The sequence below is a fragment of the Bacillus spongiae genome (assembly GCF_037120725.1).
Lineage (GTDB): Bacteria > Bacillota > Bacilli > Bacillales > Bacillaceae_K > Bacillus_CI > Bacillus_CI spongiae.
In genome coordinates this window covers 96,592-119,593 of the sequence record NZ_JBBAXC010000014.1, presented here as the reverse complement: position 1 = coordinate 119,593, position 23,002 = coordinate 96,592, and the positions used below count along the sequence as shown (strand labels likewise).

At 36.0% G+C, this 23,002-nt stretch carries 26 protein-coding genes, 1 riboswitch and 1 other annotated feature; of the genes, 22 read left to right on the top strand and 4 right to left on the bottom strand.

Going from position 1 to position 23,002, the window contains the following annotated elements:
• Positions 1–3 precede the first annotated feature (3 nt).
• A complete protein-coding gene (pflA, locus tag WAK64_RS16490; RefSeq protein WP_336588091.1) occupies positions 4–738 on the top strand; it encodes a pyruvate formate-lyase-activating protein in 735 nt (244 codons plus the stop codon).
• A 680-nt stretch (positions 739–1,418) separates the two neighbouring features.
• Here pflA and WAK64_RS16485 read toward each other — a convergent pair.
• Together WAK64_RS16485 and WAK64_RS16480 are read right to left on the bottom strand one after the other, a co-directional pair.
• On the bottom strand, positions 1,419–1,874 hold the full coding sequence (locus WAK64_RS16485; protein WP_336588090.1) for a nucleoside deaminase: 456 nt from the start codon (positions 1,872–1,874) through the stop codon (positions 1,419–1,421).
• Between the two features lie 472 nt (positions 1,875–2,346).
• Entirely contained in the window at positions 2,347–2,502 is a 156-nt protein-coding gene (locus tag WAK64_RS16480) for a hypothetical protein (protein ID WP_336588089.1), read from the bottom strand.
• Positions 2,503–2,794: 292 nt separating this feature from the next.
• Here WAK64_RS16480 and WAK64_RS16475 point away from each other — a divergent pair, with 292 nt between their 5' ends.
• The 5 genes from WAK64_RS16475 (at position 2,795) to WAK64_RS16455 (ending at position 6,315) form a co-directional block, all read left to right on the top strand.
• A complete protein-coding gene (locus tag WAK64_RS16475) occupies positions 2,795–3,142 on the top strand; it encodes a lmo0954 family membrane protein (RefSeq protein ID WP_336588088.1) in 348 nt (115 codons plus the stop codon).
• 23 nt (positions 3,143–3,165) lie between these two features.
• Positions 3,166–3,816, top strand: coding sequence for a PspA/IM30 family protein (locus tag WAK64_RS16470; protein WP_336588087.1), 651 nt, complete (start codon positions 3,166–3,168; stop codon positions 3,814–3,816).
• Positions 3,817–3,933: 117 nt separating this feature from the next.
• Positions 3,934–4,659 (top strand): cell wall-active antibiotics response protein LiaF, encoded by a 726-nt coding sequence (gene liaF, locus WAK64_RS16465; protein WP_336588086.1) that lies wholly within the window; start codon positions 3,934–3,936, stop codon positions 4,657–4,659.
• Entirely contained in the window at positions 4,656–5,690 is a 1,035-nt protein-coding gene (locus tag WAK64_RS16460; protein ID WP_336588085.1) for a sensor histidine kinase, read from the top strand. Before liaF ends, WAK64_RS16460 begins: the two co-directional genes overlap by 4 nt.
• Complete coding sequence (locus tag WAK64_RS16455; RefSeq protein ID WP_336588084.1) at positions 5,683–6,315, top strand: response regulator transcription factor; 633 nt, start codon at positions 5,683–5,685, stop codon at positions 6,313–6,315. Before WAK64_RS16460 ends, WAK64_RS16455 begins: the two co-directional genes overlap by 8 nt.
• 200 nt (positions 6,316–6,515) lie before the next feature.
• Here WAK64_RS16455 and WAK64_RS16450 read toward each other — a convergent pair whose 3' ends face one another.
• Entirely contained in the window at positions 6,516–6,803 is a 288-nt protein-coding gene (locus WAK64_RS16450; protein WP_336588083.1) for a hypothetical protein, read from the bottom strand.
• 830 nt (positions 6,804–7,633) lie between these two features.
• On the opposite strand from WAK64_RS16450, the gene WAK64_RS16445 reads away from it, so the two are divergent.
• The 3 genes from WAK64_RS16445 (at position 7,634) to WAK64_RS16435 (ending at position 10,338) form a co-directional block, all read left to right on the top strand.
• Complete coding sequence (locus WAK64_RS16445; protein ID WP_336588082.1) at positions 7,634–8,128, top strand: PH domain-containing protein; 495 nt, start codon at positions 7,634–7,636, stop codon at positions 8,126–8,128.
• Positions 8,128–9,615 (top strand): PH domain-containing protein, encoded by a 1,488-nt coding sequence (locus WAK64_RS16440; RefSeq protein WP_336588081.1) that lies wholly within the window; start codon positions 8,128–8,130, stop codon positions 9,613–9,615. The genes WAK64_RS16445 and WAK64_RS16440 overlap by 1 nt, the downstream gene beginning before the upstream one ends.
• A 168-nt stretch (positions 9,616–9,783) precedes the next feature.
• Positions 9,784–10,338 (top strand): GNAT family N-acetyltransferase, encoded by a 555-nt coding sequence (locus WAK64_RS16435; protein ID WP_336588104.1) that lies wholly within the window; start codon positions 9,784–9,786, stop codon positions 10,336–10,338.
• Positions 10,339–10,551: 213 nt separating this feature from the next.
• Here the strand turns inward: WAK64_RS16435 and WAK64_RS16430 are convergent, their stop codons facing one another.
• Positions 10,552–11,124 (bottom strand): beta-class carbonic anhydrase, encoded by a 573-nt coding sequence (locus WAK64_RS16430; RefSeq protein ID WP_336588080.1) that lies wholly within the window; start codon positions 11,122–11,124, stop codon positions 10,552–10,554.
• A 272-nt stretch (positions 11,125–11,396) separates the two neighbouring features.
• A riboswitch (PreQ1 riboswitch) is annotated at positions 11,397–11,443 on the top strand.
• A 73-nt stretch (positions 11,444–11,516) separates the two neighbouring features.
• On the opposite strand from WAK64_RS16430, the gene queF reads away from it, so the two are divergent.
• From queF to WAK64_RS16365, 13 genes are all read left to right on the top strand, one after another.
• Positions 11,517–12,014 carry a preQ(1) synthase gene (gene queF / locus WAK64_RS16425; RefSeq protein ID WP_336588079.1) on the top strand — a complete coding sequence of 166 codons (498 nt, stop codon included), beginning with the start codon at positions 11,517–11,519 and terminating at the stop codon, positions 12,012–12,014.
• A 354-nt stretch (positions 12,015–12,368) separates the two neighbouring features.
• A complete protein-coding gene (locus WAK64_RS16420; protein WP_336588078.1) occupies positions 12,369–12,581 on the top strand; it encodes a hypothetical protein in 213 nt (70 codons plus the stop codon).
• A gap of 278 nt (positions 12,582–12,859) precedes the next feature.
• Entirely contained in the window at positions 12,860–13,519 is a 660-nt protein-coding gene (locus WAK64_RS16415; RefSeq protein ID WP_336588077.1) for a uridine kinase family protein, read from the top strand.
• Positions 13,520–13,609: 90 nt separating this feature from the next.
• Positions 13,610–13,786 carry a hypothetical protein gene (locus WAK64_RS16410; RefSeq protein ID WP_336588076.1) on the top strand — a complete coding sequence of 59 codons (177 nt, stop codon included), beginning with the start codon at positions 13,610–13,612 and terminating at the stop codon, positions 13,784–13,786.
• Positions 13,787–13,906: 120 nt separating this feature from the next.
• Positions 13,907–14,117: a binding site (T-box leader), on the top strand.
• A 42-nt stretch (positions 14,118–14,159) separates the two neighbouring features.
• On the top strand, positions 14,160–14,735 hold the full coding sequence (locus tag WAK64_RS16405) for a GNAT family N-acetyltransferase (protein ID WP_336588075.1): 576 nt from the start codon (positions 14,160–14,162) through the stop codon (positions 14,733–14,735).
• A gap of 755 nt (positions 14,736–15,490) precedes the next feature.
• Positions 15,491–15,622: a hypothetical protein gene (locus WAK64_RS16400; protein WP_336588074.1), complete on the top strand. Its 132-nt coding sequence runs from the start codon at positions 15,491–15,493 to the stop codon at positions 15,620–15,622.
• A gap of 72 nt (positions 15,623–15,694) precedes the next feature.
• Positions 15,695–15,826: an RAxF-45 family protein gene (locus WAK64_RS16395; protein ID WP_336588073.1), complete on the top strand. Its 132-nt coding sequence runs from the start codon at positions 15,695–15,697 to the stop codon at positions 15,824–15,826.
• A 173-nt stretch (positions 15,827–15,999) separates the two neighbouring features.
• Positions 16,000–17,847: a ribosomal protection-like ABC-F family protein gene (gene abc-f / locus WAK64_RS16390; protein ID WP_336588072.1), complete on the top strand. Its 1,848-nt coding sequence runs from the start codon at positions 16,000–16,002 to the stop codon at positions 17,845–17,847.
• A gap of 362 nt (positions 17,848–18,209) precedes the next feature.
• The gene (locus WAK64_RS16385; RefSeq protein WP_336588071.1) at positions 18,210–18,440 is read left to right on the top strand and encodes a hypothetical protein; all 231 of its coding nucleotides are present in this window, start codon (positions 18,210–18,212) and stop codon (positions 18,438–18,440) included.
• A 336-nt stretch (positions 18,441–18,776) separates the two neighbouring features.
• On the top strand, positions 18,777–19,445 hold the full coding sequence (locus WAK64_RS16380; protein WP_336588070.1) for a PspA/IM30 family protein: 669 nt from the start codon (positions 18,777–18,779) through the stop codon (positions 19,443–19,445).
• A 19-nt stretch (positions 19,446–19,464) separates the two neighbouring features.
• Complete coding sequence (locus WAK64_RS16375) at positions 19,465–20,001, top strand: NfeD family protein (RefSeq protein WP_336588069.1); 537 nt, start codon at positions 19,465–19,467, stop codon at positions 19,999–20,001.
• Positions 20,002–20,011: 10 nt separating this feature from the next.
• On the top strand, positions 20,012–21,559 hold the full coding sequence (locus WAK64_RS16370; RefSeq protein WP_419465961.1) for a flotillin family protein: 1,548 nt from the start codon (positions 20,012–20,014) through the stop codon (positions 21,557–21,559).
• Between the two features lie 326 nt (positions 21,560–21,885).
• Positions 21,886–22,962, top strand: coding sequence for a nitric oxide synthase oxygenase (locus WAK64_RS16365; RefSeq protein WP_336588068.1), 1,077 nt, complete (start codon positions 21,886–21,888; stop codon positions 22,960–22,962).
• Positions 22,963–23,002: the final 40 nt, after the last annotated feature.

Here is a 23,002-nt window from a genome sequence, read left to right as displayed (position 1 = left end):
GAAATGCAATACCAAAATAGTGTTCATTCAACTGAATCCCTCGGGACAGTAGACGGACCAGGCATACGCTACATTGTCTTTACACAAGGGTGTCTTTTACGCTGTAAATATTGCCATAACCCCGATACTTGGAAATTAGGGGAAGGGAAGGACATTTCTATTTCAACACTTATATCTGAAATAAAGAGTTATCTACCATTTATTCAAGCATCAGGAGGTGGTGTGACGGTTAGTGGAGGAGAACCTTTGTTACATTTAGACTTCATTATGGAACTTTTCACAGAGTGCAAAAAGCTCGGAATTCACACATGTATAGATACATCGGGCGGCTGTTACAGTGAAAAAGCGTCATTTCAAGAAAAACTGAACAACGTGTTGAAATTAACCGATCTTGTATTATTAGATATAAAGCATGAGAATGCAGAAAAGCATAAAGCTTTAACGGGCTTATCGAATGAGCATATTAAAGCTTTTGCAAGACACTTAGATAAAATAAACAAGCCTGTATGGATTCGCCATGTACTCGTACCAGGTTATACAAATAGTGAGAATGACTTAATAAAGCTTGGCAAATTTCTACGAGAGTTATCCAATATTGAAAAAATCGAAATCCTTCCTTATCACACGCTAGGTGTATATAAGTGGAAGAATTTAGGTTATGAATATCCCCTTGAAGGTGTTCACACACCTAGTGAAGAAGAAGTACAGCAAGCCTATCAACTAATCAAAGGGGAATAAGAAAAGTGAAGGCGGCTCGAACTGTGCCGACAGGCAAGTGGCGCAAGCCGCAGGTGATCCCGATCACCGAAGGATTGAGTCAGTTGACCCCGAGGGACAAGTCGCCGGAACTAGCCAAAGAAAAGTGAAGGCGGCTCGAACTGTGCCGACAGGCAAGTGGCGCAAGCCGCAGGTGATCCCGATCACCGAAGGATTGAGTCAGTTGACCCCGAGGGACAAGTCGCCGGAACTAGCCAAAGAAAAGTGAAGGCGGCTCGATCTGTCCCAACAGGCAAGTGGCGCAAGCCGCAGATGATCCTGATCATCGGAGGATTGAGTCAGTTGACCCCGAGGGACAAGCCGTCGGAACTAGCCAAAGAAAAGTGAAGGCGGCTCGATCTGTGCCGACAGGCAAGTGGCGCAAGCCGTCTTCGTTGGTTTGGAAAAAATAAACAAAGTTAAAAGAATCCATTTTGAAAATTATTGATCAAAATGGATTCTTCTTTTGAAGATGTAATGTGGAATTTTATAAAAAATGTCGATCATTTTCTACTTCTATTTTTCCTAAATTACACCTGCTTGGAGAACAACAATCGTAGGTGGACACTAGACAAAAAGCTAATCGCCTTATTAATCATTTCGTTTCCTAATAATTATTGATTGTTGAAGTACAAACATCTATTCCTTTAGCTGTTTCTAATTTAAAATTTATATCCTTCAAATACTTTTAATCCCTCTTCATTTAATACTTTCTCTACCACTACTGGTTTTTGAGGACTTTTATCAAATACTTCTTTGCATGATATCATAATGTTACTACCGGCTATTTCTGCTAATTGATTGTGAGATACACTGTATACCATTTTTCCAAGATTCGACCAAACCATAGCGCCAGAGCACATTACACAAGGTTCACAACTTGTATATAAGCTATATTGAGATAAATCAAAAATATTATGTTCAGTACAAAACTTTCTAATGAGTCCGATTTCAGCATGGTGAGTAGGATCACACAAAGTATTAATTTTATTTTCCCCAATCATAACTACTTCATCATCTTTTACTAATATAGCTCCAAACGGCTCATTTCCTTCCGTTCTAGCTTGAAAAGCCATATCAAGAGCCTTTTTCATGAAATATTCATCATTTTTCTTCATTTTATTAAACCTCCATTAATTGATTAGAACTACTTATTTTCTATTATGGACACTAACTACAATGTTTACTTAGGTTTATTGCTTATGTAGCGAAGCACTCCTCCTGGGACTGTCTTCATATAGATGGGAAAATTCGCTTATGTACGTAGAAGTTAATGAACACAATGTCCAATGGTCGTTTAGAATTTTTAAATTCCTACTTCTGTATGGAAGATAGGATTTAATTATTTTTCAGTATATTGATAGTAAGCAATAAAGTCTATCTATATCCTTCAAGCAAGAATACTTTTTATTTCACATACTATCTCGCTTCTTGAATAACTAATTGTGTTCAAGGTTTCTATCTCTGATTAAAAAAACCCCTTTGGATATAAATCCGAAGGGATTTTATTGATAAGTATCGTGATTCGTTGCTTGAACTGCATCGACAGGCAACTGTCGCAAGCCGCAGCAATGTATATGATGATAGTTACTATATAGGCGGATTTTCTTTATTTGACTTAGGAAGTGGATCTATTCTTTTGCTTTCATCACTATTTAATGTTTGCCGAAGAAAGTAAAAGAATGTCCACCCTATCAAAAATAAAACCATCAACATCCCAACGGTTACTACCCAATAATATGTCATTTTCATCCTCCTCCCTTTTTACACATATATGCGAAAGTGAACAAGTTCTTTCTTGGTATTTTCACTTAGGTTAAGAAGTGGACAAAAACTTCGTTAACAGCGAGGTTTTGTTTTTTGGCTAATGTAGAAGGATGACAGAGTGGTGTTACATTTTGAAATTCATTTTTTTAGCAAACCATTTTATGAAGGTGAAAATTACTTCCCTGGCCCTAGTTCTATTTCTATCCGGGGGTCGTTATAGGGTTTAAGGAATAGCGGTAAGATGATAGTAGGATAACGAAAGGAGGAAAACATGGTGAAGAAGCTTGGCTTAATTGTTCTAGGGGTAACGGCAGGAATCGTACTAATTGCAAATATGGGTCCTATCATTGCGTTGGCGATTAGTCTAGTGATCGTGTACTTCTCATATAGAGAGTTCATGAAGTCAGCCTCTACTGGTGGTAAAGTCTTGTGGGCATTTATAGGCTTTATTGCGCTAATTGCTTCTGCTACAAATGCTCCAGCAATTATAGGTTTAGTAGCTGCGTATTTGTTGTGGATTGTGTATAAGAATTGGAACACTCAAAAAGATGGTGAGCCAGAAGATTTTGGTGATGATCCATTTACTGGATTTGAGAAAGAATGGGCAAAGTTAAAATAAAATCATTAAAAGGAGAGAGTGTTATGGCAAATTTATTTAAACGAATACGCAACAGCGTGGAAGCGGACATAAATGAACTACTGGATAAAAAGGAAAATAAAAATCCGGGAGCGCAATTAAATCAATACTTAAGAGAATGTGAGCGAGAGGTGGAGAAAACACGGAATCTCGTTGAAAGACAATATTTACTAAAACAAGAATTTATGAAAGAATTGAAAGAAGCCCATCAAATGGCTTTGAAGAGACAGCATCAAGCACAAGTAGCAGAAAAAGCCGGAGAGAATGAATTGCAGGAATTTGCTGAACGTGAGTATGTTGTATATAGAGACCGTACTGAACGACTTGAACAAGCGAAAGTACAAGCGGTTCAACAGTTAGAAGAGCTTGAGAGAAAATATGAAGAAATGAAACATAAGTTAAAAGATATGCATATTAAACGAATGGAATTAATGGGCAAGGAGAATATTTCAAGAGCGAATTATCGTATGAATCGACTGTTGAAAGAGAATAAACTAGATAATCACTCCTATCCTCGTTACGATGAAATGGAAAATTATTTAGAAAGATTAGAACATCAAGTGAATAGTTCGTATCACCGCAATACGATTGACGCTAAAATTGCAAAATTAGAAAACGATGCAAAAAATAAAGAAAATGAATCCATTTCATTATAAAAAATGATATTCTAAAAGACGTAGCGTTCCTACGTCTTTTCACCCATTAGGATGTAAATTGGTAAGAAAAAAATAGTATGATAGTGCAGCAACAACTACTGAAAGGGAGGTCCTCATATGAATATTAAAGCTGATTTTATTAGCTGGACTGTATTAATAGGTATTATTTTACTGCTTTTAGAGATCTCACTTTATGATGGAGGACCGATCTTAGTATTGCTTGTGAATCTAATCTGTATTTACTTTGGACGTAATCATTATGAAGCTACATTCGGTAAAATATTATTTTGGTTTGGATTAATTAGCTTAGTCATCACGATTTTAAATACATTTGCCTTTAAATTTTTACTTATTGCCATCTTAGTCTATGTTGTTGTAAGGTACGCACAGTCAAAAGAAAACCCACATCACCATAAGCTAAAGGTCCCTGATGAGGGGGGAGGTTATGCAGATGAAATAGTACGATCCCAACCTTTATTTCAAAATAAATGGATTGGTTCCCAAGAAACTACAGAGCGGGTATATGAGTGGAATGACATAAATGTACAAGGTGGAATTGGAGATACCGTTGTTGATCTAAGCTATACTGTATTACCAAAAGGAGAGTCTGTTATATTTATTCGTCATTTTTTAGGAAATATAAAGATTCTTGTTCCTTATGAAGTCGAAGTAAATATTCAACATTCAGTGATTGCAGGTGCAACAAATATTTTTGGGATAGAAGAGAAAACACATTTTAATAAAGTGTTTTATTATAAAACTACTCGATATGAACAGGCAACATCAAAAGTGAAAATTGTCACTTCACTGGGAATTGGAGATATTGAGGTAAATAGAATATGAACATCATTCAGCGACATACGCTTTTAATCATTCTATTTACGTTTATTATTGGCCCCCTTTTTTTTCTCGTTACCTTTATGACGTTTCCAATTAACTCACTTTCACAGCTTTGGGAACAGGAGCTGTTTGATATTCCATTTATCTTTGCCGTGCCTGTTTTGCTGCTATTAATTGGCTCATTCTATGGACTTATATCGGGCATTTATTGGCGAAAGAAATGGAAATCGATTGATTATGCTGTTAAGCAACTTCAACAAGGGATACATGTTCAACCAGGCATCATAGGTATAAAAGAATTAGATGATATTATGGATCGACTTATATCTGTAGATAAACAAATAACAGAGCAAAGAAAACAAGCGCAGAAACTTGCTAATGAAAAGGCGGAAGTTCAAGAAAAACAAGTACAAAAGCTCGTATCTCAAGAGCGAAATCGATTAGCGCGTGAGTTACATGATTCCGTTAGTCAACAGTTATTTGCTGCGTCGATGTTAATGTCTGCTATCACAGAAACGGTTGATGCTAAGGACTCCAAGCAATTACTTATGGTAGAAGAAATGATTCATCAATCTCAGCTTGAAATGAGAGCATTACTACTTCATTTAAGGCCTATCGCATTAAAAGGGAAGACGTTAAGAGAGGGGATAGAAGAACTTCTAATGGAGCTGCTTCAAAAGGTACCGATAAAAATTTCTTGGAAAGTAGAAGAAATGTCTCTAGATAAAGGGATTGAAGATCACCTTTTTCGTATTTTGCAGGAATCTGTATCGAATACTCTTAGACATGCAAAAGCCAGCTCTTTGAGAGTGTTGTTAATTGAGCGTGATGATGTGCATATATTAAGAGTAGAGGATGATGGGGTTGGATTCAATGTTGAAGAAACCAAAGCAGGTTCCTACGGATTACATATGATGAATGAACGTGCAATTGAGTTAGGTGGTTCATTGAAAATTATTAGTCTGCTGAATCAAGGAACAATTCTAGAAGTAAGAATTCCTAAAATAGCCAATGGAGGGGAAGAGAATGATTAGAGTTTTATTTGTAGATGATCATGAAATGGTTCGAATCGGAGTTTCTTCCTATTTATCTGCTCAATCCGATATTGAGGTCGTTGGTGAAGCAGACGATGGCAGTACGGCAATTGACCTTGCTTTGGAATTAAAGCCTGATATTATCTTAATGGATTTAGTCATGAAAAAAATGGATGGAATTGAATCGACAAAGGAAATTATTAATAGATGGCCAGAAGCGAAAATTATTATTGTAACCAGCTTTATTGATGATGAAAAGGTTTATCCTGCGCTTGAAGCTGGGGCGACTAGTTATATGTTAAAGACATCGAAAGCAAGTGAGATTGCTGATGCTATACGTAAAACATACAATGGCCAAACTGTACTAGAGCCAGAAGTGACAGGAAAGATGATGACAAAGATGAGATCAGGCAATCCTCCCGCACTTCACGAGGATCTTACAAACCGAGAAATGGAAATTTTGTTATTAATGGCTGAAGGAAAAACAAATCATGAAATTGCTGATGGGTTATTTATTGCACATAAAACAGTTAAAACTCATGTAAGCAATATTCTCAGTAAATTAAATGTCCAAGATCGTACACAAGCAGTAATATATGCATTTAAGCATGCACTTGTAGAATGAAAAATCTCAGTCCTGTATCTGAGATTTTTCTATTTTTAGTGAATAAGTAGGTATAGCTTTTTACTCTTCACAACATAGTATCTCAATCTAGTAATTAGGAAAAATTAGTGGAATAAGGGAGAGGGTAAACGAGTGTATTGTCAATGTTACATAAAAGAAAGTAAAAAAGCACTTTTATGAGAAGTGCTTTTTTCTTATCCCTATTCTGTCCCTGGCCCTTTTTTGAGTTCTAAAGCGAGGACTAGTGCTGCTATTCCGTGCGCGAATACGCGAATGACGGGGAAAAAATTAGTGAAAGCAGCTACCATACCAAGAAAACTTCCCAAAGTTGGTTCGTCTTCATCCCTTGAAATAACGAGAACAGCAGCGTGCCAAATGGCGATCCAAGAAAGCAGGTATGGCATCATTTCAGCTAATACTCCCCCGAAAATAGGGATGGCTAAAAATAATTCGATAGAAAGGGAAAGCCACTTTAAGCGAGAGATCATGAAACACCCCTCCTTTTATATCGCCTTTTCTTTTAGTGTATGGATGAAGGCAAAAATTGCCCCTGTCAGCTGGAAAATAGAATTATTATTAGACGTTTTACACTTATCTACCTAATTTCAAGTAAGACTTGAGTGCCACTTTTATGAGCTATTATTGTAATACCAATCCGATACACTTTAAAGAAACGGTTTCTCCATCAATATTAGTTATTTTGGAATGAGATGATGTGTGCAAAATTCACATAATGAAACGTTTATCGTTTCAAGTACAGAAGATGCGGGTGGAGGTTGGTGTTAGTCGGAAAATGTATGTCCCGTTGAGATTCTTACGAAAGAGGTAGAGAAACTGTATGCTTTACCGTTTGCTTTTTAGTGATGTTTCATATAGGGAGTCAACCTGACTAAATGACATGAAGAAGGGCGTTATCACTTTACTTTCTATATAGATTAAGAGAGTAAGTTTACTAATAAAATTATTTACATTTATTTAAAATATTGATACAAATAGATATTGTGGTATTTTTTTACCATTTAGTTTAGTAGAGTTGGTGTCTTTCATTGGGAGGAGAGCGAAAATGAAATGTTTAACTAACTTTATTTAAGCTAATCCAGATTACACTAAAATGAGTAAGTGGCAAAAACACTAATAGCAAGAAAGAGCTTAAATTTCCTCAAATACATAAGAACAATGAATGTTTTTTTAAACTCTTTGAATCGTTTAAATGACTTATTATATCGATGATTCTAGGTCGATTACATACTACAAAATTGAATTTATTTCCTTTTAAAAAAGGGAATATTACTATGTTTAAAAATGAAGGAGTGATTTCTTGTTTTCTCAAATTCACGCACCACAAAACCGCCTATCTAAAGATGCAGTAAAAGTATGGATCATTAGTGAAGTGATATCTTCTAGCATTATTTTCAGCCTACTTACAGTGGTGTTTTATTTAGACCATCTGTTTTTATGGAAAGAGTGGGTCGGTTGGATTCTTATCGGAATCACTGTTCTATCGATATTTTCTACTGTGTGGTCAATTTTTTTTCGCCCATTTCTCTTGTATAAAATTTGGCGCTATGATGTCGATGAAGATTTTCTACAATTGAAATCTGGTGCATTTACGGTTCGGCATGAGCTTGTCCCTATGACGAAAATACAATCAGTCGAAACAAATCACGGACCATTATTAAGGAAATATGGGCTTCGGACTTTGTCGATTACTACGATGGGCTCCACTCACGTCATACCTGCTTTACCAAAAGATGTAGCAATCGAACTGAGGGATCAAGTTGCTCATTTTGCCAAAGTGAACGAGGTGGGTTAATGATTGACGTGAAGCATTACAATCCATTACTCATTCTTTTCAACTTAAGAAAACTTGTAAAGAATTCAATCTTTATTTTCATCTATTTGTTCGTTATAAAAATGGGATCAGAATCTACATTTATTCAATATGGAAGACTTATTTTTCTTCTATGTATAGGAGTGACCATTGTTTCCATTATTATTAAATGGTTAACCCATACATACCAATTAGATGAAACTTCCTTTCATCTTTATAAAGGGTTGTTCAAAAAAACGAAGCAAACTATCCCTTTTTCCAAAATTCAAAATGTTAATCGTCATACAAGCATACTTCATCGAATATTTAACGTTACTTCCCTTAGCTTTGAAACGGGGACGGCTGGTAAAGATGGTACTGTAGAGTTCGAGGTTATTTCTCGAACCGAAGCAGATAAAATGGAAGAATACATATCAAGAAAGTCAATTGATGAGTTAGCTCAACCTGAGACTAAAAATGAGGAGAATGAGTTAACTTTATCGAATCGAACACTTCATTTTAAACCGACGAAGGTAGATTTATTAAAGGCTTCTTTTACCTCTTTAAGCTTCTTTGTTCTTATTCCGTTAATCATTTCTACTTATTTCAGTGTGGATGATATGTTTGATGTGGAAGGAAAAGTAGTTGGCTTATTTTCAGCTATTTTCAATAGCTGGTGGGTCGTAATGATCATGATGATTGTTTTGATTGTTGCCTCTATTAGTTTCGGAATGCTTCGGACGTTCTTAAAATATGGAAAATATGAAATTTATTCAGATGATGATAGAATTTACATATCAAAAGGAATTATCGATGAGACGGCTTTCTCTATATCAAAAGAGAAAGTGCAGGCAATTGAAATAAACCAGTCTATCATGAAACGGTTGTTTGGGTTGGCTGAAGTAAAGCTGACAAGTGCAGGTAGCATTAAATCTGGCGGTGAAGGCCTTGAGATAAACTCACTGTACCCCTTCTTACCTATTAGTCGTGTTGAGGATCTACTATTGGATATTTTACCAACATATAAAGTGACACAAAAGATGGTGAAGCTTCCTTATAAAGCTTTATTCATTCGTATGCTGAAACCGAGCTGGGTATGGATAATTGCAACGATTGCTCTAGGCTATTTTAAGCCAGACTTTTTAGGCAATGAGCAATCCTGGTGGATTCTATCTTTAGTACTGTTTGTCATCATCTATGTTTCTAGGTGGTTAGATTTCACGAATACAAGCTATATATTGAATAATAACTTCATTCAACTTAAATCTGGGAGTTTAACAACTTCACTATTCGTATCAAAGCGAGAAAAAATAATAGAAGTACAAGTGACATGTAATAAATTTCAAAAGCTATTGGGGCTTGCATCAATAGAAATAACTAATCGGGCTAAGCCTGTACGAAAAACAGGAATTAGTGATATCCCCTTGGAATTTGCTGATTTATTTTATAGGTGGTATATCGATCGTAAGCAGGATATAGAAGTTGAGTGACCGAATTACGAGTTAAATAGCGGTAAAATAAGGTAGCCATAATTAGGGGGAAATTAATGTCTCATGAAAGAATAGGATTGTGGATATGGCAATATCGGAAGAGTTAAAAAATATAGAATGGCTTCAGTGAATTGTTTTGCCATTACGTTACTAGGAAGGGAGCATTTTATGATTATCGAGAAACTAAGGTTCGAAGTTAACGGATTAACTTATACGATTCGGTCGGCCATTGAAACCGATGCAAGGGATTTGTCTGCTTTGAGACTAAAGATTGATGGTGAGACGGAAAATATGGACAGAGAGAGGGGAGAAGCATTTATTGATGTACCTGAATTCGAACAGGTAATTAACATGGATACGAAAATGGAAAGAAATTTATTTTTAGTAGCGGAAGTTGATGACCGCATAGTAGGGTATTCAAGATGCGAAGGAACCTATTTAACGAGATTCTCTCATAAAGTAGAATTTGGCGTATGCGTATTAAAAGAGTTTTGGGGATATGGAATGGGAAATAATCTATTAAAAGAATCGATCTCTTGGGCGGATTCGAATGAGATAAAAAAAATTACGCTAAATGTAACGGAAACAAACGATAAAGCTATTCAATTGTATAGGAAGTATGGTTTTGAAATTGAAGGAATATTAAAAAATGACAAAAGACTCTCAGACAATAAATACTATAACACTGTACTGATGGGAAGGTTAAAAGAGGGGAAAAATTAGATGAAATGAATGAAGCTCTCTAATATATAATGTACCAAAATAATGGAGAGTTGATATAAGAATCTATTTATCATTGAAACAGTGGGGACCGAGAGATTTTCAATCACCCTGGTATGGGAGTAGGAAATAATACGCCGATCTGTAGTAAATTGCTGACCAAATGAGGGTAGGAATTGCCCCACCCTCATTATTCAGCAATAAGTAGCTTGTTATTTATTTGTCCAGATGATTGTATCCATTCACTACTTCATCCAGTTTACCTGTAGTAGGGTCAATGACAAGCCCGTGAACAGGGATAGAGGAAGGGAGTAATGGATGGTTTCGAATCATATCGGTACTGTGGGAAACGCTCTCTTCCACACTTGTAAATCCTTTTAACCAATTATGTAAGTCGATTCCTCCATAGTTAAGTGTTTCAAAGGTTTCTGCTTCGATTCCACGCTCAGTCATCTTTTTCATCATGCTATGACTATCAAGACTACTCATTCCACAATCATAGTGACCAACAACGACAATTTCATCTGCCTGTAGTTCATATACGGCAACGAGAAGGCTTCTCATAATGCTTCCAAAAGGATGGTCCACAACGGCCCCAGCATTACGGACAATTTTCGCATCCCCATTTTTTACGTTCATTGCTTTTGTAACCAATTCAAGAAGTCGTGCATCCATACAAGTTAAAATAACTAGTTTTTTATCAGGGAATTTACTGGTTTTAAACGGTTCATATTCTTTTTCTTCAACAAATGTTTTATTAAACGACAAAATTTCCTGTAATAATGGCATTTCTTCACCTCATTGGATAGTATATTCATTATTATTGTATATTGAAATCGAGTGATTGTTCAACTTATTGTGCTTTTGATTGTTGTTAAAAGCACAGACATCATAAATGCAGAGCGTATGAAAGCGGTATTTTCATAATACATTCTCTCATTGTCTCCTTGTACACTTATTAATTGTAGGACAGGCCATAAGAAAGGACAGTTTTTCCTTACTATTGACTTTTGCATAAGATTTTTCTACTATAAAGCATGTAATTGATTGCCCGTATAATGATGGGAGAGGTTCATAGCATTAACCCTCTATAAAAAACTATGAGTCTGATACTTAGATTCAGTTTTAGTGAAGAGAAGTGAAACCGACCTGTCTTCCTGGGCTTCTTAGGAGGAAAAAAGATGAGTGGAAGAAAAGATGAAGAATTAAATGGTGTGACGTTACTTGGTAACCAAGGAACAAAATACACGTTCGAATACGCCCCAGAAGTTTTAGAATCATTTGATAATAAACATCCAAACCGAGATTATTTTGTAAAATTTAACTGTCCAGAATTTACGTCTCTTTGTCCGAAAACGAATCAACCTGATTTTGCGACAATTTATATTAGTTATATTCCAGATAAAAAAATGGTTGAGAGTAAATCGTTGAAGCTTTATTTATTCAGCTTTCGAAATCATGGCGATTTTCATGAAGATTGCATGAATATTATTATGAATGACTTAATTAAATTAATGGACCCTCGCTATATTGAAGTATGGGGAAAATTTACTCCCCGTGGTGGAATTTCGATTGACCCTTACACGAACTATGGCCGCCCTGGAACGAAGTATGAAGAAATGGCTTCGTACCGTTTAATGAATCACGATCTATATCCAGAGACAATTGATAATCGTTAAACTGAAAAAACAAGTGAATACAATACGGTAAAATGTAAGGAGTACACAGAAGCGTTATCCAATAAAATGTGTGCTCCTTTATTTTATTCTCCATTAATATTCAACGGCTAAAGGTAGTATTTACAATATGTTGGATAATGTATATTATTAATCACTTGAAAAATGTTTGATCAAAAACCCTGTTGAAATGTTGGCAGGGTTTTTCTTATTTCAGAAAGGGTCCATAAGCTTGAATACTTGATTTCGAGATATATGGATATGTGTTAGTATAAAATAAAGCTTCTGGTAAAATATAACTTGGTTTTGAATTATTGGTAGTATGTTGTCAGTTTAATTTACTATAGAGGAGATGAAATGGTGAAGAGGATGACGGTAAAACAGCAGCTAATATTAGGATGTGTATTGTTTGGGCTAATCATTATTTTAAATAGTTTACAAGTTGTTTTTTCGCCATTTTCCTTTGTTAGAGGCATCAATTTAATCGTAGTTATTAGTTGTTCAATCGGTGTGGGTGCATTTATTAGAGAGTTATTTATCATTAAAGAGAATGTGAAAGAGGATTCTTAACTTTTTTCTTAAGGTTATAAGATGAATAATATTTAACTAAAGCCTCAAGATGGGGGCGTGCTTATTGAAAGGTGCGTCTATTTTTGTATTGAATCATATTCGTGGATAACTAGTTTATCATTTGAAAAGCATAAAAAGTTTGAAGCTAAAAAAGTAAAATCTGTTAAGTTATATCATAACCCGATGGAATGATTGAAATCCTATTTTAATAGACAGTTAGGGAAACATTTAATTAAAGATTTGTCTCATTGGAAATAGAAGATAAGAGGAGTTAGGGAATGTCGAATTCTATTGTTTCTTTAAATAATTTATTAACCAAATTTTATTCACTAAAAGATAATCAGAATACACTTATTATTGGTATTGACGGCCCCAGTGCTGCAGGGAAAAGCACATTGGCAAGAAAGTTAAAAAATTTAGGTAAAGAGGTAACGATTGTTCATATGGATGACTTTTATCGTCCTTCTAATGAGAAGAAGATTGTTGACTCCACTAGTGTTGGTGAAAGCTTTGATTGGGAAAGGCTGATGAAACAGGTTTTGCTTCCAGTTAGTAATAATAATAAAGGGAGTTATCAGAGGTATGATTGGGATACTGACCGGTTAGCTGAATGGCATAAAGTACCTGTAGGAGGAATTGTTATTATAGAGGGATGCTATTCTTTAAGGAATGAGTTGCTTCCTTTTTATCATGTAAAGCTATGGGTAGATGCTTTGAAGGAAATATCTAGTGTCCGAGTTGTAGATAGAGAACGAAGAGGTACAGGGAACAAGAAGATGTGGGAGGAAGTCTATAGACCAGCTGAAGAAAAATATATAGAGTTACAAAAACCTTATAAGAATGTAGATATAATTGTAGATGGTGCGGGTGAAATAGCCGATATTAATCAGTGTGAAGTTAAAATACTTCACGAGAGCGATAGATGGCTAAACTTATAGTACCGTAATAAAAAATAATGGTATCAGGTGCAATTCAAAAGTACCGAGTGGTTTTTTTCTTTGTTAAAAGGGCAGGTGCACTGGAGGAGTATGAAAATAAAAAGGTTTTTAATTGCCTCGATGGCTTATTTAGCCACGGGAATCGGTTTTTATCATACTTTTTTGGGTAATACCAACATTTATGGTGTAATCATTTTATTCATTGGTTTATTAGGAGTTCTAATTGACATAAAAGAATTGTTTTTTCATGAATCTGACCATAAGTAGCTTGGGTATGAGGTAAGTTAAAATAGAAATGATGTGATGGTTTACGAGTGTTTTATTCATTAAATATAGTGCATTTACAACAATCGGTAATTTCAATATAATTTAAAAAAATAATATATTTTTAGTTCAATGATGAGGAAAGTAATGTGTAATAGATTCTGTAGCGAGTCAGGGGTGGTGAGAGCCTGGTGTATCCTTACATAATGAAACGCACCTTTAAGAAACATTCTTGAATAAGTAGTAGGGAATGTCGGGGAATAATCCACGTTATCAAATTGAGCGGACCGAAAAGGTCTATTAGAGTGGTACCACGGGAAGACTCGTCTCTTAATTGGAGATGAGTTTTTTTTATTTTAAAAGGGGAGAGATATTTATGAATAATGTGTCACCAACCATCATAAGTGAAAGAATTATTCTAAGAAAACCCAAAGAGAGTGATGTTACTGATCGTTACAAATGTGGAAGAAGTAAAGAACTTGTAAGAATGTATGGTGGAGATACAAGGAATATAACATCTCTAACAATGGAAGAGGCGACTCAGTTTATACATAGAATTTTAGACAATAAATTTGAGTGGTGTGTTGAGTATAATGGACGGTGTATTGGTGCAGCAAGGCTGACAGTCAATAAAATTGATCATCGAGCACGATATGCAGTAGGAATATTTGATACCTCTATGCTGGGAAAAGGGGTAGGTACAGAAATTACTCAATTATTGTTGCAATATGCTTTTGAAGAACTTGACCTTCATCGAGTAGATTTACGAGTTCTTGAATATAACAAACGTGCTATAAAGTGTTATGAAAAGTGTGGTTTTATACAAGAAGGTGTCGAAAGAGAAGGGGCATTAATTGAAGGAAAATATGAAACAGATATTATGATGAGTATATTAAATAGAGAATACAAAGAATTAAAAGAGTCATTTGTCAAAATGGAATTATTACATTAAAGTCCTTTTAGAGTGTTGCTTGGAAGTTATATGAAGAAGAAATTTAAAAAATTCCGTAATATGTAATCGTCCATTTTGATTATGAACTTTTGTTATTGCTTCTATTGGAGTTGTTTTTGCGGCATTAACAAAAAGCTATTGGATAATAATTAATATTCTATTTATGACGTTCAGCTATTTTGGCTTGTGGGTTATATGATTGGTTACAGAACGGACAGGAAGCCAGAAGTCACAGATTGATATATAGTAAGGAAAGTTATTTGAAAAGGGAGGGTGGGGCTCTTATGAAAATTAAAAGAAAAAGATACATTCTATTCGCTATCGCTTTATCATTTCTTTTCGTTGCATTTTTTTCGAATTTTAAATCTCTAGAAAAGGCGAAAAGCTCTTGTATTGACAATGAAATGACGCCTAATGTAAAGCAAGATTTCCTAGCATTTAATTGGTCTGTTTTTTGCCAATAAATCATGTTATCCACATGTTAAGTGCGTCGATTGAGTAACGCTTATGTAAGACAGTTTAATCCTTGTTGAAAAGGTCTAGCTAATATTCAGTTAACGGTGGATAAATGATGCTTACATATGTAAAGATTGGAGAAGTTCTCACGTTATTTATTCGTTCCGACTATGTATGTCTACGTCCTTTTTTTGTCATTTTGACTCTATCATTAGTTATACCCCCATATTAGTTGTCCTTCTACCGAATAATGTTATTAGATGCAACGGGGGGTTGTTTCACAAACGACAGAGAGGCTGATGACAACAATGGATATCGATCGATTGCTTGAAGAAACAGCAGAATTTGCTGATGAAAAGTGGAACATAAATATAGATTATTTTGACATTGACAAGCTATTAGAAGGAATAGAGAAAACAAAAGATAATTAAAATAGGCTTGCATAAAATTGTTGGAAAATTGTATACTATTGATATATTCAATATTAAAGGAGGGGAAAAGAGATGAAACATTTTGGACTGCGCGAACAATTTTTGGCTTTTATCCATATTTGTCGTGCAATTTTTCATGCGAATGTTGCTAACGGGACACGTGTGCCCTTTTTTAGCAACTTCATAATGAATGCAAAATGTTAAGAATTCTCTTTGCCCTCAATCATAATAAATATTAGAGCTATGGGAAGGACATTCTTTCCTATGGCTCTTTTTGTCGTTTAAAAAATAGGTGACATCGGACTTATTTAGAGTGGTGGAGGGAAGGAGAATTTTTAACCCCAAAACTTTAAGAAAATTAGGAAGGACGAGTGACGATGATTATCTGTAGTGCGAATGAAATAAGTAAAATGTACGGTGGAAATAGTATTTTTGAGAATATATCGTTTGAAGTTCATGAAAAAAATCGAATTGGGTTAGTAGGAAGAAATGGATCAGGAAAAACAACGATTTTTAAGCTACTTGCAAAAGTGGAAGATCCAGATAGAGGAAATATAGCTTGGAAAAAAGGAATGAAAATTGGTTATTTAGCTCAAATCCCAACCTTTTCTTCGACGATGACGGGTTTAGATGTACTAGAAACAGCGTTCTCAGAGTTGAATGAAATCGAAAAGGAAATGAAAGCGCTAGAAATTGCCATGAGCAAAGAGCCTGACAGGATTGAAAGCCTGTTAATTAAATATGGTGAGCTACAAGAAAAGTTCACGCTAAATGGTGGCTACGAAATGGAGGCGAGCATAGCTAAAATTAGCAATGGGTTAAATATTCACAACCTTATCCACAAACCATTTCACACATTGAGCGGGGGAGAGCAAACGAAAATCTGCTTAGGCCTTATGCTGCTACAGGAACCGGATCTTTTATTATTGGATGAGCCGACCAACCATCTAGATATTCAGGCTGTTGAGTGGCTTGAAGGGTTTTTGAAAGAATATAAAGGAACGGTTGTCCTTATCTCTCATGACCGTCACTTTTTAGATGAAGTGGTAAACAAAATTTTTGATCTCGAAGATGGGGAAATTCACATTTATCATGCAAATTATTCTCAGTTTGTAAAAGAAAAGGAAGAAATGTTACTACAGGAGTTTCAAGCTTATCAAGAACAACAAAAGAAAATAAAGAAGATGAAGGAGACCATCAAGCGGTTGAGAGAGTGGGCAAATCAAGCGAACCCTCCAAATGCAGGGCTCCATCGAAGGGCGAGCAGTATGGAAAAAGCTTTGGAAAGAATGGAAAAGCTTAAAAGGCCTATTTTGGAAGCGAATAAAATGGGCTTACATTTTCAGCAGAAGGATAGAAGTGGCAAGGATGTTTTTGTCCTCGAAAATGTAGAAAAATCCTTCGGTGATAAGCTCTTGTTTACTGAAGCAAACATGCTTGTTCAATATGGGGAGCGTACAGCTATAGTAGGGGCAAATGGATCAGGCAAATCAACGATTATTAAAATGCTCCTAAAGGAAGAAGTACCAACAGCAGGGAAAGTAAAGGTCGGGAATAGTGTAAAGGTAGGATATTTATCGCAGCATTCATCATTCCACAATAGTGATCGTAAGTTGATTGACGTGTTTCGAGAGGAGGTAGCTATTCCTGAAGGAGAGGCAAGACATATTCTTGCGCGATTTTTATTTTATGGACCATCCGTCTTTCGCAAGGTAAGTGGGCTTAGTGGTGGGGAAAAGATGCGCTTACGCCTTGCTCAGCTTATGTACCAAAATATTAATTTCCTTGTACTGGATGAGCCAACCAATCACCTAGATATTGAATCAAGAGAGGTATTGGAAGAAGCGCTTGAAGATTTTCCTGGAACCATTTTAGCTGTCTCGCATGACCGATATTTCTTGAATAAACTCTTTCCTAAAACGTATTGGATTGAAAACGAAACACTATATCCCTTTGCTGGTCCATACTCATGGGCGAAGGGAAAGTTAGCAGAACAGCAGCCTAAAGAAGAGGTGACGCGTAACCAAAAGGAAACAACACCTACTGTCGTAAGAAAACAGAAAGCAAAAAAGGTAGACCACTCCTATCAGGAGATAGAAGAAAAATTATTACGGTTAGAAACAGAATTGGCGAATCTAGACGACAATATGATGCGAGAAAATAATATCGATCGTCTTCAAGAACTGGAGGAAGAAAAAAGAACAATAGAGAAGCAAAAAGATTAACTGTATTTGGAGTGGGAAAGATTATTGTGAAATTTTAGAAAAAACAATACACTAGGTGTAACGACTTCTAGTGTATTGTTTTTAATGGAATACGGTAGTGAAAATGCAGGATATTAGTGAATATTTGCGACTAACTAATGTATGGTCCCCAAAAAGGTGAAGATCGAAGGGTGTGACTTGTATGAAACACAACTTACAAATAATGAGGAGACGAAGGAAACGGGTAAAAAATATAGGTAGTGTCAGTCTCTCGTTTGCTGGAATGAACAGGACTATTGGCTAATCTGAAAGGGTCGATTTTCTTGAGCCTGTAAGGATCGGTCGGAGTTCAATGAAAACAGTAAGGAAGGTGCGATGAATAAATGAGTAATATTGATAAACGAAATCGTTTAGATGAAGATCCATTTAGCTATCGAGTGACGAAAAGTAACATGGTGTTCATTGATTTTAATGGGAAACAAGTAAAGGTGATAAAAGGAAAAGAAGCAGAAAAATTGCTGGCGAAGCTTAATGCAGCAGAAGGTGAAAAGGATGTACAGCTTATACTAGCTAAAATCACCGGGAATTTTAAGCGAGGAAATGAACGAAAATAAGAATTTTTTTGAGTAGGATAGTGAAAATATCGAAGGCATTTTTTTTCGACTTCATTTAAGTTACAGTTTTTGCGGTGAACTTATTGAAAAGTATAAAACTACCATAATGAGATTGCTGAATGAAACTTAAAATATAGTTTGAAAATATTGTATAATAGAATAATTGAGACATTTATGAGAAGGATAAGTGATGAAACGTAAAATGAACGAGAAAATTGGTTTTCCACGAGATGTGAAGTTTAACAAAGATATAATAATAAAAAATGAAACTTTCTAGTTTGTTTAACGTAAATAAGGTATGAAAAAAATGAAGCAGTTACAGAAAGGAGTAATACGATGTTCGAATTGTTTAAACGAGTAAAAACCGTTGTGAGTGCTGAACTTCATTCGTTAATAGACAAGGCAGAGGACCCAATTATTATGATTGAGCAGTATTTACGAGAAATGAATCAAGAAATTGTCTCTGCAGAAAAAGCAACGGCAAAAATAATGGCGGAAGAAAAGTTACTCAATCGAAAAATTCAGGAAGCAAAAGTACTCGTTGAAAAGCGGGAAAGTCAAGCGATAGAAGCATTGAAAAGTGGGAGAGAAGACTTAGCAAAACGCGCACTGCAAGATAAAAAGAATGTAGCAGAAGAAGTAGATCAATTGGTCGCTCTCCACCAAAAAACACAGACGCAAGTAGATGATTTAAAAGATAAGCTAAAAGTAATGAAAGCTGAATTTCGTGAAATGGAATTAAAACGAGATGGCTTGAAGTCTCGTGCACAAGCAGCAAAAGCGAAAACGTCTATCAATCGTAGCTTATCGGCAAGTAATTCTATGAGTGCTAAAAAAGGTTTTCAGCGGATGGAGGAGAAGGTACTTCAATCTGAAGCAGAAGCTGATACTACCGAAGAACTACAAGTAATGAGTAAATCACTAGAACAAGAGCTGAATGATTTAAATGATCAAAGTGAAATTGATTTAGAATTACAGCGCTTAAAGGACCAATTAAATAAATAGTTATAAAGGGTGAGAAGGTATGGAGCTATTTGGTACTTCATTGCAATCCATATATTTAACCGTACTCATCATATCAGGTAGCTTGACGCTATTGTATATGCTATTCGGGGATGTTTTGGATGGGGTTTTTGAAGCTTTTGACTTTTTAAACCCTACCTTGATCCTTGCGTTTTTTACCTTTTTTTCAGCAAGTGGATATATATTTGAGCTTGTAACTAGCTTGCATAGTATTCTTATCATTGTGATTTCTCTTCTCATCGCTTTTCTGCTTGACACATTATTAAATGTATTTGTTCTTATACCACTTTCTACTGCAGAAGAGTCGCTCGTTTATACAGAAGAATCATTGAAGGGACGGATTGGAAAAATTATTGTTTCTGTCCCAGAAGACGGATTTGGAGAAGTCATTATTGAAGGAATTAGTGGAGTTATTTCTAAACCAGCTGCGAGCTTTGATAACGAAGGAATTGCGGAAGGTGAAAAGGTATTAGTCATTGATGTGAAAAACGGTGTGCTTTATGTGACACCACATGATACAGAACAATTATTAGGGTAGGGGGATAACCATGGCACCAGTATTTATTGTTGTAGGAATCGTTGTATTTTTATTAATTGCTCTCATTGCGGTATTTGTCTCGAAATATCGTACGGCAGGACCAGATGAGGCGTTAATTGTTACAGGAAGTTATCTAGGGAAAAAGAATGTTCATATTGATGAGTCTGGTAATAGATTGAAAATTATTCGTGGTGGCGGAACCTTTATTCTGCCCGTTTTTCAACAGGCAGAGCCATTAAGCTTGCTTTCTAGTAAACTAGAAGTAACAACACCTGAAGTATATACTGAGCAAGGCGTACCTGTCATGGCGGATGGTACCGCCATTATTAAAGTCGGCGGTTCTATTTCCGAAATTGCAACAGCTGCTGAGCAATTTCTTGGCAAGCCAAAACAAGACCGTGAAAATGAAGCTCGTGAAGTGTTAGAAGGACATTTACGCTCAATTTTAGGAAGTATGACCGTTGAGGAAATTTATAAAAATCGTGATAAATTTTCACAAGAAGTACAACGAGTGGCTTCACAAGATTTAGCGAAAATGGGGTTAATTATTGTATCCTTTACGATTAAGGATGTTCGTGATAAAAATGGATACCTTGATTCTTTAGGAAGACCGAGAATTGCTCAAGTGAAGCGTGATGCGGATATTGCGACTGCTGAGGCAGAAAAGGAAACAAGAATTAAACGAGCAGAAGCAGGGAAAGATGCACAAAAAGCAGAGTTAGAACGTGCAACAGAAATTGCAGAAGCGGAAAAATCAAATCAATTAAAAATTGCGGAGTATCGTCGTGAACAGGACATTGCTAAAGCAAAAGCAGACCAAGCCTATGATTTAGAAACGGCACGTGCAAAGCAAGAAGTTACCGAGCAAGAAATGCAGATTCAAATTATTGAGCGTCAAAAACAAATTGAGCTTGAAGAGAAAGAGATATTACGTCGTGAGCGTCAATATGATTCTGAAGTAAAGAAAAAAGCGGATGCTGACCGTTATTCAGTTGAGCAATCAGCCGCTGCAGATAAAGCCAAACAAATAGCAGAGGCAGATGCAAATAAATACAGAATTGAAGCGATGGCAACCGCAGAAGGGGAGCGCGTTCGAATCGATGGGGTTGCAAAAGCCGATTCTCAAAGAGCACAAGGGGAGTCGGAAGCAGATATCATACGCTTAAAAGGTTTAGCAGAAGCCGAAGCGAAACGAAAAATCGCAGAAGCCTATGAGCAATTTGGTCATGCTGCAACGCTTGATATGGTCTTGAAAATGCTTCCGGATTACGCTAAACAAGTGGCAAGTCCGCTTTCTAACATCGATAAGATTACCGTTGTGGACACAGGTAGTGACGGTAGTAATGGCGGGGCAAACAAAGTAACAGGCTATGCAACAAATCTGATGTCAACGATGCAAGAATCGTTAAAGGCGTCCGCTGGAATAGATGTTAAAGAATTATTAGACAATTTTTCTGGAAAAAAAAATGTGCGAGAAAGCATCGACCAACTTACAGATGAAATGAAACAGCAAACGACAAAGCAAGTGGAAGAAGCTAGCACTACTATAGAAAAATAAAGGGATTATCTCTTAAAGGCAGCTAATAAGAAAAGAGAAGAGCAGTGGATTTCGAAATATGAAATCACTGCTTTTTTTAATGTGTGTAAACTGATTGCAAGTAAACGGCGTTGAATTACAATTATTTTAAGGCTTTTCTCAAAGAAAGTGGTAGTGAATAACAAATAGATTATGATAATTCGCAAGTACTATATACATAGGTCCTATTTTGCAACCTTCTCATTAAAATTGTAAGAAAACGATCATAAAAACAATGTGAATTATGAGTTTTATCCATTATGCTTTATGCTATAGGTACATTACGTTAGGAATGAGAGGAAAAGTGAGTGGAATCAACCGTATTTAACAAGGCAGAAGAATTTATAACTCTTTGTTATGAAGAGTTAGGAAAAGTCGATCAAATTTCGTCACGCTTGAACGACATAAAAATAGAAATTGAAGAATCTGGTACGTATGTTCATACTTTTGAAGAGCTGGAGCATGGAGCAAGAGTCGCTTGGAGAAATAGTAATCGTTGTATTGGTCGTCTTTTTTGGAGCACTTTACAGGTTATTGATGAGCGTACGGCGGAAGAAGGAGACATTTTGGATGCCCTTGAGAGACATGTAAAGCTTGCCGGTAATCAAGGGAAAATCCGTCCTACAATTACAATTTTTCGCCCGTCACACCCTGAAAAAGAGGACCTTCGAATTTGGAATCATCAATTGCTTCGTTATGCAGGGTACAACACGAAAGAAGGCGTTATGGGGGATTCTACGTCTATTGAATTTACAAAAGTATGTGAATCACTAGGCTGGACAGGTGATCGAACAGATTATGACCTGTTGCCTTTTGTTGTGGGAACGGACAAAGAGCCAAGTGCTTGGAGAGAAATTCCTACCTCTTTAGCGCTAGAAGTACCCATTTCCCATCCTGAATTTCCATGGTTCGAGGATCTTGGATTAAAATGGTACGGGGTGCCTATTATCTCTGATATGAAGTTAGAGATTGGTGGTATCCATTATACGGCAGCACCATTCAATGGCTGGTATATGGAGACAGAAATTGGAGCAAGAAATTTAGCAGATGAAGATCGCTATAATTTACTTCCTAAAATCGCAAGCTGTATGGGGTTGGATACATCTAAACAGTGGACGTTATGGAAAGATAAATCACTAGTCGAATTAAATATTGCTGTGTTGCATTCATTTAAAGAGGCTGGTGTTAGTATTGTTGACCATCACACAGCGGCTCAACAATTTCGTAAGTTTGAGCAAAATGAGCAAAAAGAAAAAAGAGAATTAACGGGTGACTGGGCATGGCTTATCCCACCTGTCTCTCCAGCTGTCACCCATATCTTTCATAAAGAATATAATAATTCATGGAAGTCCACCAACTACTTTTATCAAAAAAGGCCTTTCTGAAGTCATTGGCAAAGCTAGAATGGTTGACATTAGTATGAAA